This window comes from Acinetobacter sp. AOR41_HL (assembly GCF_027854645.1).
Classification (GTDB): domain Bacteria; phylum Pseudomonadota; class Gammaproteobacteria; order Pseudomonadales; family Moraxellaceae; genus Acinetobacter; species Acinetobacter nosocomialis.
Genome location: NZ_JAKTHZ010000023.1, coordinates 104,059 through 114,392, shown reverse-complemented (window position 1 = coordinate 114,392; position 10,334 = coordinate 104,059). Strand labels below are relative to the sequence as shown.

At 40.6% G+C, this 10,334-nt stretch carries 8 protein-coding genes and 1 pseudogene; 2 read left to right on the top strand and 7 right to left on the bottom strand.

The genetic code is table 11. From position 1 onward, the window contains the following. Window positions 1-16: 16 nt before the first annotated feature. Window positions 17-768: pseudogene (locus MKL35_RS08840) on the bottom strand (IS5 family transposase). Between the two features lie 240 nt (window positions 769-1,008). Here MKL35_RS08840 and MKL35_RS08835 point away from each other — a divergent pair. Further along, window positions 1,009-2,205 carry an alpha/beta fold hydrolase gene (locus MKL35_RS08835; protein ID WP_032011064.1) on the top strand — a complete coding sequence of 399 codons (1,197 nt, stop codon included), beginning with the start codon at window positions 1,009-1,011 and terminating at the stop codon, window positions 2,203-2,205. A 67-nt stretch (window positions 2,206-2,272) separates the two neighbouring features. On the opposite strand, the gene phoR is transcribed toward MKL35_RS08835, so the two are convergent. The 3 genes from phoR to MKL35_RS08820 all read right to left on the bottom strand — a co-directional run bounded on the left by phoR (window position 2,273) and on the right by MKL35_RS08820 (window position 5,278). After that, window positions 2,273-3,631: a phosphate regulon sensor histidine kinase PhoR gene (gene phoR / locus MKL35_RS08830; RefSeq protein WP_002053999.1), complete on the bottom strand. Its 1,359-nt coding sequence runs from the start codon at window positions 3,629-3,631 to the stop codon at window positions 2,273-2,275. A 9-nt stretch (window positions 3,632-3,640) separates the two neighbouring features. Beyond that, complete coding sequence (phoB, locus tag MKL35_RS08825) at window positions 3,641-4,351, bottom strand: phosphate regulon transcriptional regulator PhoB (protein WP_000650776.1); 711 nt, start codon at window positions 4,349-4,351, stop codon at window positions 3,641-3,643. 255 nt (window positions 4,352-4,606) lie between these two features. Next, window positions 4,607-5,278: a TetR/AcrR family transcriptional regulator gene (locus MKL35_RS08820; RefSeq protein WP_002053829.1), complete on the bottom strand. Its 672-nt coding sequence runs from the start codon at window positions 5,276-5,278 to the stop codon at window positions 4,607-4,609. Window positions 5,279-5,474: 196 nt separating this feature from the next. Between MKL35_RS08820 and MKL35_RS08815 the strand changes: the two genes are divergently transcribed. Beyond that, window positions 5,475-6,308: an SDR family NAD(P)-dependent oxidoreductase gene (locus MKL35_RS08815; RefSeq protein WP_002053911.1), complete on the top strand. Its 834-nt coding sequence runs from the start codon at window positions 5,475-5,477 to the stop codon at window positions 6,306-6,308. 56 nt (window positions 6,309-6,364) lie between these two features. Here the strand turns inward: MKL35_RS08815 and MKL35_RS08810 are convergent, their stop codons facing one another. The 3 genes from MKL35_RS08810 to MKL35_RS08800 form a co-directional block, all read right to left on the bottom strand. Next, entirely contained in the window at window positions 6,365-7,732 is a 1,368-nt protein-coding gene (locus tag MKL35_RS08810; RefSeq protein ID WP_006582440.1) for an MATE family efflux transporter, read from the bottom strand. 105 nt (window positions 7,733-7,837) lie between these two features. Then, on the bottom strand, window positions 7,838-8,992 hold the full coding sequence (locus tag MKL35_RS08805; protein ID WP_004884954.1) for a pyridoxal phosphate-dependent aminotransferase: 1,155 nt from the start codon (window positions 8,990-8,992) through the stop codon (window positions 7,838-7,840). Window positions 8,993-9,019: 27 nt separating this feature from the next. Beyond that, window positions 9,020-10,330 carry a DUF445 domain-containing protein gene (locus MKL35_RS08800; protein ID WP_004884953.1) on the bottom strand — a complete coding sequence of 437 codons (1,311 nt, stop codon included), beginning with the start codon at window positions 10,328-10,330 and terminating at the stop codon, window positions 9,020-9,022. Window positions 10,331-10,334: the final 4 nt, after the last annotated feature.

Genomic DNA, 10,334 nt, shown 5'->3' with positions numbered 1-10,334 from the left:
TAGGGTCTGTTGAGAATTACCGAGAGTTAATTAAACTCGCGCACAATTGAATCATGGCTTCAAAACTCGTATCTGTTTTACAACTACGCATCGCTATACGTTTAAATTCTTTTAACTTACAGAAATAGTTTTCAATGAGATGACGCCATTTATACATAATCGTATCAAATGCTCTCATTACTTTTCGATTAGATTTAGGTGGGATCACCACTTTCACTTTACGTTCATTGAGTTCTTGGATGAGCCAATCTGCATCAAATGCTTTATCCGCTAGTAATGCCTGAAAATCAACATCTTCGATTAAAGGTTTGGTTTCTACTAAATCGTGATATTGACCAGGCATTAATCGAAACTTAATGAGGTTGCCTAGACTATCCACTAAGGCAAGAATTTTACAGGTCATTCCACCTCGAGATCTACCTATAGACTGTTTGAAAGTCCCCCTTTTGCACCTTGCCCATGTCGATGAACTTTAACAATCGTTCCATCAATCATGGCGTATTCCAAATCAACATCTTCATTTACAGATGCAAAAATAGTTTCAAATACACCAGCTTTCACCCAATCACGGTATCTTTTAAAGACGGTATTCCATTTACCAAAATGAGCAGGTAGATCACGCCATGGACTGCCTGTACGGGCAATCCAAAGGACTGCTTCTAAAAATAATCGATTATCTTTTCCACTACGACCTCGATCGGTCACTTTACCTAGGCAAAAAGGTTCCATTTTTGCCCATTGGGCATCAGTAAGTATGTATCTATCCATAGTACTATTATAAATTAATCAGTACCCTTTGTTAATTCTCAACAAGCCCTAGTTGCCATTCCATTTATTTTGCGTGGTTTGGCATTTCCATGGTTAAAGGCTAGATTTAGTGGAAATAGTGATCTATTTTGGTATGTGAGTTCTTTCATTTGCCTCTTGTTGGGTTCGTTATATGCAATAGGGGCATATTTTTTATAAGTTCAATTTGAAATGATGATTAGAAAGTAGAGGAGTAATCCCTTGATTAGAAAAAGTAATTCTTTATTAAAATTTTTATTGAGTAGTATATGTTTGGCATCCGGTTCTGCTATGGCTACTCCAATGACAGATTTGAGTAAGCAAATAGTGAGTGAAAAACCGGGTTCTATACTGTCCATCGAACAACATGATGTGACGAGTTTATTTCCTCATGCAGATCAACGTTTGCTGGTCAATTATCGTAGTCGAGGTGTGAATGGTGAACCTATCGTTGCCTCAGCATTTGTTTTATTACCAAAAGGAACGCCTCCAAAAAATGGCTGGCCTATACTGGCTTGGGCGCATGGCACGACCGGAGTTGCTGACACCTGTGCACCTTCTGGTGACTATGTAGGTGGCCCTGTTCATTCTTATCAAGAAGTTGCTTCCAAAGCTTTAGATTCTTGGCTTGCACGCGGCTATGCGGTCGTTGCACCCGATTATCAGGGATTAGGTACGCTAGGTGCACATCCTTATATGAATGCCAAGAGCCAACTGCACACGGTGGTAGATGCCGTACGAGCGTTACATGCAGTTAAGCCAAAAGATTTTAATAAACAATGGCTAGTGATGGGCCATAGCCAAGGCGGAGCTGCTGCTATTGCCGTGGCGGCTTATGGGCAAAAAGATGCACCTGAATTAGATTTAAAAGGAGCGATTGCGCTTGCGCCAGGTGGCTATCAATATGAAGGCATTGCAGAGTATGTAAAAACTAATCCAAACCCAGAACCTAGCGTGGCAGCTTTCTTCCCGATTGTGTTATTGGGAGCACAAGCAGCAGAACCAAGCATTGTCCCTGAAAATTTAATTAGTCCCGAAATGAACACTGTGCTAACGCAAGCACGTAGCCGCTGTTTATCTGAACTTCAATCTGACTTGAAGAAATCTCCTTCTAGTATATTTAAAGCTAATGCAGATTTAAGCCCTCTTTTGACTTATCTGAAGCAACAGTCCATTGAAAATATGGTGCCTACCGTACCATTAATGATCGTACAAGGTTCTAAAGATCATTTGGTTGACCCGAGAGGGACATATGCTTATTACCAACAGCTATGCAAATCAAAAAAGCCAACTATTTATCAAACAATTGATGGTGGAGATCATCGCGATGCACTGCGTCAGAGTAGTACTTTTGCCACCAACTTTTTAAATATTATAGAAAAAAATCAGACTAAATCTTATTGCTCTAATTTTAAATAAATAGTTTGAAATGTGACAAAAAAGCCGACTTTTCAAGAGTCGGCTTTTTATATATGAGAAGGCAACTTTAAGTCATGTTATATAGTCTTTCTTTTGGAAAAACTGCGGTAAAGGTTGACCCTTCATTTTCTTTAGATTGCACATCTAAATAAGCACCGTGCTGCATCAGTACATGTTTTACAATCGCAAGGCCTAAACCCGTTCCACCTGTTTGGCGACTACGGTCACTATCTACGCGATAAAAGCGTTCGGTCAGACGTGGTAAATGTTTCGGGTTAATCCCGATACCGGTATCTTGTACGCTAAAGTAAGCATGTTCACCGTCATCATGCCAGCCAATGGTAATGGTTCCACCTTTGGGTGTGTATTTAATGGCATTGGTAATTAAGTTACTAAATGCGCTGGCAATTTCCATGTCGGAACCAATCAGGTCACAGTGGCTATCAATATGTAAATTGAGTGTGTGTCCATAATCGGCATTGTAGGCCTGAGCATCATCAAACAGTTGATTCATTAAGCTCGGCATTTCAATAATCTGATTTTTTGCAATTTTTTTGTTGTTTTCTAAATTTGATAACAGCAATAAATCATTCACTAACGCATTCATACGTTTTGTTTGTGATTGCATTTGGTCAAATGCACGTTTCCAGCGTGGGCTAATATCTTCTTGGTCGGTAAATGTTTCGATGTAGCCGCTCAGTACAGTTAAGGGGGTACGTAGTTCATGCGAAATATTGTCGACGAAGTCTTTACGCATTTGCTCAAGGTTATGCATACGAGTCACGTCATAAGCGACAAGTAAGCGGCTTTCACCACCAAACCGTGTGAGTTTGACTTGCACATAACGGTCATCATCAAGATTCGAATGGAGTTTAATCCCATCGGGCGCTTGATCAATATTGTTAAAATATTCAATAAAAGTAGGCTGACGCAAAATAGTTAATAAGTTGCGACCACGGTCAAGTGGACTAATTCCCAGTAAACGCTCTGCGGCTGGGTTCCACCATTCGATTTGATGTTGATCATCAATTAAAACAACTGCCTCAGCTAGGGCAACTAAAGAAGATTGGGCACGGTCAATTAGCCCAACCATTTCGGCCTGAACAATTCGTTCCTGACGCTGAGCACGATACACATTAAATAATAATGCCCCCCAAATACCACTTAGGTTGGGAGGAACATCGTAAGGATTGTTGGCAATCCAGTCATTCACCAAATATAAAGAACGTAACTGGAGCGCAAAAAACACCACGAAGGCGATAAAAATACAGCTCCAGAAATACCCAACCCCTAAACCGACTAAACCTGCAATAATCAGGAAAAATAATAAAAGTCGTAAATCTTGTTTAGCAAACGTCCACAAACTACTGTAACGGGAAAGCTTTTGTTCACGTACCTGTTCAGGGACGGGGTAGGGTTCATACATAAATTTTGGTTAACCTGCGGCTAAATCTGCACGTGTAGAGAAACGATAACCTGTACCACGTACGGTTTGAACAAATCGGTCAACACCAAAAGGTTCTAACACTTTACGCAAACGACGGATATGTACATCGATGGTACGGTCTTCGATGTATACATTACCGCCCCACACCTGATCGAGCAACTGGGCACGTGTATATGCACGTTCTGGATGGGTCATAAAAAATGCAAGCAAGCGATATTCTGTTGGTCCCATATCTAAAATGCTGTTACCAAAGCTTACGCGTTGGCTTACAGGATCAAGAATTAAACCATTGGCATCAATTGTTTTTTCACCGCTTAGCGCATTTGCACGGCGTAAAACAGCTTTAATACGAGAAACCAGTTCACGTGTTGAAAATGGCTTAGTCATATAATCGTCTGCACCGGCATCTAGACCTTGTACCTTGTGGTCTTCCTCACCGCGCGCAGTCAGCATAATGACTGGAATTTCTGCTAGGTTTTCATCGCGTTTTAAGCGGCGGCATAAATCCACACCACTTACGCCTCCAGGTAACATCCAATCAAGCAAGATAAGTGCTGGACGTTGGTCGACGATAATTTGATGGGCCTGTTTGGCATCTTCAGCCTGTAAACATTGAAAGCCTGCCATATCCAAAGAAGTATGGATCATTTCACGAATAGGAAGCTCATCATCGACAATTAAAATATAGTCATCTTTCACAGCGTAATACCTTGTAGATTTTAACGGTGAACCGTTTTGTAGTTATGACAGGCTTATTACAAAGATTAATTATGACAATTTCATTGCAGAAAAGTCTATAAAATCGAATTTAGCAATAATTTGTGACAAAAATACGGCAAGCACATGACCGAATGATGACAGGGATGCATAAATTTTCTTAAATCCATTCAATATGTTAACAGATTGCTTCCTGCTAGGTTTTTAGCCTGAAAGCAGTGTCAAAAAACTTTAATATTATTTTGAAACTTGTGCCAACAAAGACAAGAAAACGATACGGCAGGCTGTTAAAACTTGTTCAAGAGACTGCTCAAAGCCACCCATGACCCATCGAATCGCAATTTGAGTCACATATCCGTTTAAGCCCGTTGCAATTAAAGAGAGCTCATTTTCCTTGTGCTGTATTTGCGGCATGGTCAGCATAACGAACGCTTGAATCATACGGTCAAACTGGGCAAGGGTTTCCTGAATGGTGGCCTGATTATGTAATTCCTGAACCAAAACGGCATCCACATAGACGATACGAGCTAAACGAGGGTCATCTTTTAAGGTTGTCAGTAGCGCTCTTAACCCTGCATCGACCATTTTTTCTGGATCGGGTGCAGCCTTAATCACAGCTTGCATTAAGTTTTGCTGTAATTCTTCAATCATTTTTAAAAAGATAGTTTGGAATAAATCCTCACTCTTTTTAAATGATTCATAAAAATAACGTTCAGTGAGTTTTGCTTCTTGGCAGACATCTTTTACCGTCACTGAAAAAAAGCCAAGGGTTCCATAAGTCGCAATACCGGCTTCAATGAGTTTTTCGCGGCGTGCCTCTTTACGCTCAGAAAGAGATAATCCTTTGAACTGGCGTTCTTTACCCGCAGTTTTTGTTTTCTTTTTATTGGTTGAGTCGTTTGTCGCCATAAATAAATGGTTTCCTGATTTATCGGTTTTTCAGCAAGTATGAGGCTTATGATAAAGCCGTCAGCAGAATTGTGCCAATCTATCTGAAATTACAGTGTACTATATTGACAATGAATATTGTCAAAATTATATTAAAAGAGTCTAAAGTGCACATGCAATGAACCGGTTGTGCAAATCGAAAAACAAAGGATGGACAATGAAAAATTTTAAAAACAAAGTCGCTGCAATCACAGGTGCAGGTTCTGGCATTGGGCAACAATTAGCAATTCTCTTGGCGAAACAAGGCTGCCATCTTTCATTAAGTGATATTAATGAAAAGGGTTTAGAGAAAACTGTTGAGCTATTAAAACCGTACAGTAATATTACTGTAACGACTAAAAAGTTGGATGTTTCTGATCGTGAAGCGGTAAAGCAGTGGGCACAGGAAACCGTTCAAGATCATGGCTCTGTTAATCTAATTTTTAACAATGCTGGTGTCGCTTTAGGTTCAACTGTAGAAGGCGCAAGCTACGAAGATTTAGAGTGGATTGTTGGAATTAATTTTTGGGGCGTGGTTTACGGTACCAAAGAATTTTTACCGTTCATTAAGCAAACTCAAGATGGGCACATTATTAACATTTCGAGCTTATTTGGTTTAACAGCTCAGCCAACTCAGTCTGGCTATAATGCAACCAAATTTGCGGTGCGTGGATTTACCGAATCGTTACGCCAAGAGTTAGACATTGAAAAATGTGGCGTAAGTTCGCTATGTGTACATCCTGGCGGCATTCGCACCAATATTGCTAAAGCTGCAAAAATGAATGACAGTTTGAGTAGTTTGGGTATGGACCCAGCTAAATCTATTCAAAACTTTGATAAATTCCTACGTACCCCACCAGAAGAAGCAGCTCGTCAAATTCTAGATGCCGTTTTGAAAAATAAACGCCGTTTATTGATTGGTAGTGATGCAAAATTTCTTGATGCACTTCAGCGTTTGTTCCCAACTGGATATCAACGTGCTTCAACCGTTGTAACCAAATGGATGAAATAAGATTTAAATTAAAAAAGCCATCAATTGATGGCTTTTTTTATAAGGCTTAAGCTGTTTTAAATAAGAACTTTGATCTTCTTTTTCTTCCATATAAACTGGTAATACAAGCCTTGAACGATACAAAGGCTCACAAATGCCAAGGCATAAGCAATCCAGATCCCTTTAAGCCCCCACATGGAGCTAAACCAGTAAGCGCATGGGATTTCAATCAACAAAATAGCCGAGATATTTAACAGCATTGGGACGGTAACTGTACCGCTGGCCCGCATGATTGATGCAAAAATAGCACCTGCACCAAAAAATAAAATTGCCCAAAGTACAATAAATAAGAGCTGCTGTCCTAATACCACCACAGTTGGGTCGGTAATGAATAAGGCCATCAAATATTTTGAAAATAGATAGCCAAGTGCAATTAACACACCTGTAAATAAAAAGTTCATGCCTAAAGCTGTGCGGGTGACACGTGCGAGTAAGTCTGACTTACCCGCACCAATTGCTTGAGCTGCAAAAATTGAAGCTGCAATTGAGATAGACAAAGCAGGGAACTGAATATAGTTGAGTACTTGGTTAACGGCACCATAGGCAGCTGTGGCATGAGCGCCAAAGCGGTTAACTAAACCTACAATCACGAGTCCCGCCATAGAGGTGGTAATCATTTGAATACCAGTTGGCACACCCAGACGTAAAATGATCTTGCTCAGTTCTGGGTTGTGGCGGATATGCTGCAAAAGCTGGCGGTTCGGTCGAAGTGGGTGCTTTTTCTTATTTAGATAAATCGCAAGAAAAATTAAAATCGCAATATAACTAATAATTGATGCTATAGCGGGTGCAATAATCCCTAGAGCAGGGAAGCCAAAATAACCTTTAAGCAAAATTGGGGTAATAATCACACCGATTACACTGGTTAAAGCCAGTGCCAGTAAGGGCGTGGTGCTGTCACCTACACCACGTAAAATTGAGGTATAGATAATATAAACAAATAAAAGTGGACTACCTGCGAGCATCCATCGCACATAAGGTAAAGCAAGATGCATCACCTTGGGGTCAGTACCTAAAAGCTCTAAAATATCATGGGCGAAGAATGCCCCAATAATCGCGGTAATGACTCCCCCAATGATGGTCATAAAAAGAGTAGAACCCACCACACTTTGAACTTTTTCTATATCCTGCGCGCCCCATGCCTGTCCAACTAAAACAGTAGTACCAGTTGAAACTCCAATAATAAAGGCAAGTAGTAAAAACAAAATGGGGAAATATACAGAGACTGCGGCAATTGCATCGACACCCATCATTTGTCCAACAAAGATGGTATTAATGGTGCCAGATAAATTTTGCAAGATATTGGTAGCAATGAGCGGCAATAAGAAAACAAAAAATGTTTTCCATAGATTTTGCTGATGTATTAAAGATTGTCTTGGTGGCATGTGTTCTCCATCGCCCATCTCTTTGATGAGCGGGGCGGACATTCAACTTAGCATATTTAGTTGAAATTTCTTGTAGTGTTTTACTATGCTAAGTTTCTAAATTTATTAACATTCATTCAAGATTTCTCCTGCTTTTTGCAATGTTTCATCATTTTTAGCAAAGCAGAAACGAATCAGGCGTAAAGACTCAGGTGCTTGTTGGTAAAACACTGAAACAGGAATAGCCACAATTTTATGTTGCTCGGCAAGAAACTGGCACATTTCAACATCGTTTAAGTCGGGTCTAATCTGACTGTAATCAAGGTTTTGGAAATAAGTCCCTTGAGATGGTTTAAATAAAAAACGACTATTGTGAATTGCCTGATTAAAACGATCTCGTTTAGTCTGATAAAACTGTGAAAGTTCCTGAATATGTTCTGGATGTTGCTGCATATATTGCGCAAGCGCAATCTGACAAGGCGTCGTACCACAGAAATTTGCATATTGATAAATTTGCCGGAATAGACGCATTAATTCAGGTGCAGCAACACAGTAACCGGTTTTCCAGCCTGTCACATGAAAGGTTTTTCCAAAAGAGCCAATCACAAAACTACGTTCTCTAAGCTCTGGAAAATGCAACGCGCTAAAGTGCTGTTGACCATCAAAAACTAAGTGTTCATAGACTTCGTCGGATAAAACCAAAATATTTTTATCTTGAATCAGTTCAATAAGTTCTAACCAGTCCTGTTTTTCCCAAATGGTGCCAGTTGGATTGTGGGGTGTATTCACCACAATCATACGGGTTTTATCGTTAATCAAATCTTTAACTTGTTGCCAGTTCACTTTAAAGTCAGGTGCTTGTAGAGCAATACGAACAGCTTTACCGCCTGCTAACTCGACAGAAGGTCCATAGCTGTCATAACTCGGATCAAAAATAATGACTTCATCACCTGCATTGATGCAGGCTTGTATGGCACAGAAAATTGCTATGGTCGCGCCAGGGGTAATTGTGATTTCTGTGATAGGGTCAAGTTGAATTTGATCACGCTGCTGAAACTGTAAAGCGAGCTGTTCACGTAGCGCGAGAATGCCATCACCAGGTGGGTACTGGTTATGTCCAGCCAAAGTTGCCTGAGCTAAAGCTTCGAGCAAAGCAGGCGGTGCAGGAAAATCCGGGAAACCTTGTGAAAGGTTAAGTGCACCTAAGCGCTGTGCCATTGCCGTCATGGTACTAAAAATAGTGACCCCTTGTGCGGGCAATTTTGACTGAAGCTGTAGCATGTTATTCTCTTAAGATAATTATTAACGTTATAAAATCGATTCAATCGCTGCGCGAATTACACCTAGAGTTAAACCGATAAATGCACCGACCACAACACCGTTGACACGAATCATGTGTAAGTCGCCACCGACTTCGTTTTCAATTTTTCCAATCATTTCACGTGAGTCCCATTCATGAATGCGCTCACTCACATAGCGTATGATTTTATGGCTATATTGGTCCGTAAAGTTCATGGCAAGTCCTGTCATTTCTTTGTTGAGAACTTCACGAACTTTTACATTTTGGACAAGGTTTTCACCCAACTGCTGAATGGCAGCTCTGAGGTTCATTGCAATACCAGAGTCTTCTTTCATTAAATCTTCTTTAATGGCATCACACAAAATAGTCACAGCACCACTAATGAAATTTAGAACTTGAGGGCTATCTAATAGCGCATCTTTACCGCTATTTAAGCGTTGACTGGCAACACTATCAGGATTTGCTAGCTCCAGCATAAGCGAATGGGCAATAGTTTCAATTTCCTGTCGCCATGGGTGCTCGTGGTCGGCCAGCATGGATTCTACTTTTTCAACCAGTGAGTCAATAGTACGTTGCTGAACATCAATACCAATCCAGCTTGCACCTTTTGCAAGTGACCAGACGCCTAGTGCTTTAAACATTTTTCGGGTTAATTCACGAGTTTTATCCGGGTTTTGTACCACCCACTCATGCGCGATATCGAGACCACGCTGCAATACATCTTGATGGAAATCATTTTCCAATACTGCACGCAGCATTTCACTCGCAAGTTTATTGACTTGAGTATTACGCACCCATTGCACGCTGTTGTTTTGCACGAAATTGGCAATTTGTTCTTGGCTCACAAATTCAAAAACTTTAGGTACAGTTTGCTGAATAAGCTGTACCACTTGCGTATTGTTTTGTGGACTGGCTAGCCATTGTCCAATGGCGAGGCTTAGGTCAGTTTTTTCTAAGCTTCGCTCTACCACTTGAGGTGACAGAAAGTTTTCCTGCACAAAGCGGCCCATTGACTCTGCAATACGGGCCTTATTGCGCGGAATAATTTCGGTATGATCCCGCAAAAATTTAGGGATAGGAAGCTTACCAAATGGGTTTCGAAACAAAACGGTAATCGCATACCAATCTGCTAGTCCACCCACTACGCCAGCTTCCGCACCTAACATCAAAATATGAATTAAGTTTGTATACTCAGGCAGAAAGCGATTGGCAATCAATAACCCAATCCACAGCACTACTACAATAACAAGCGCCATAGTAGCGAAATATTTGCTGCGCTTCAGATTGGGTGCATGGTGTACTTCTTCTGCCATATTCATACAG

Bases quoted from the DNA above. Each gene is read 5' to 3' on its own strand.
- phoR (WP_002053999.1), bottom strand. From the start codon at position 3,631: ATGTATGAACCCTACCCCGTCCCTGAACAGGTACGTGAACAAAAGCTT.
- MKL35_RS08820 (WP_002053829.1), bottom strand. From the start codon at position 5,278: ATGGCGACAAACGACTCAACCAATAAAAAGAAAACAAAAACTGCGGGT.
- MKL35_RS08815 (WP_002053911.1), top strand. From the start codon at position 5,475: ATGAAAAATTTTAAAAACAAAGTCGCTGCAATCACAGGTGCAGGTTCT.
- MKL35_RS08810 (WP_006582440.1), bottom strand. From the start codon at position 7,732: ATGCCACCAAGACAATCTTTAATACATCAGCAAAATCTATGGAAAACA.
- MKL35_RS08805 (WP_004884954.1), bottom strand. From the start codon at position 8,992: ATGCTACAGCTTCAGTCAAAATTGCCCGCACAAGGGGTCACTATTTTT.
- MKL35_RS08800 (WP_004884953.1), bottom strand. From the start codon at position 10,330: ATGAATATGGCAGAAGAAGTACACCATGCACCCAATCTGAAGCGCAGC.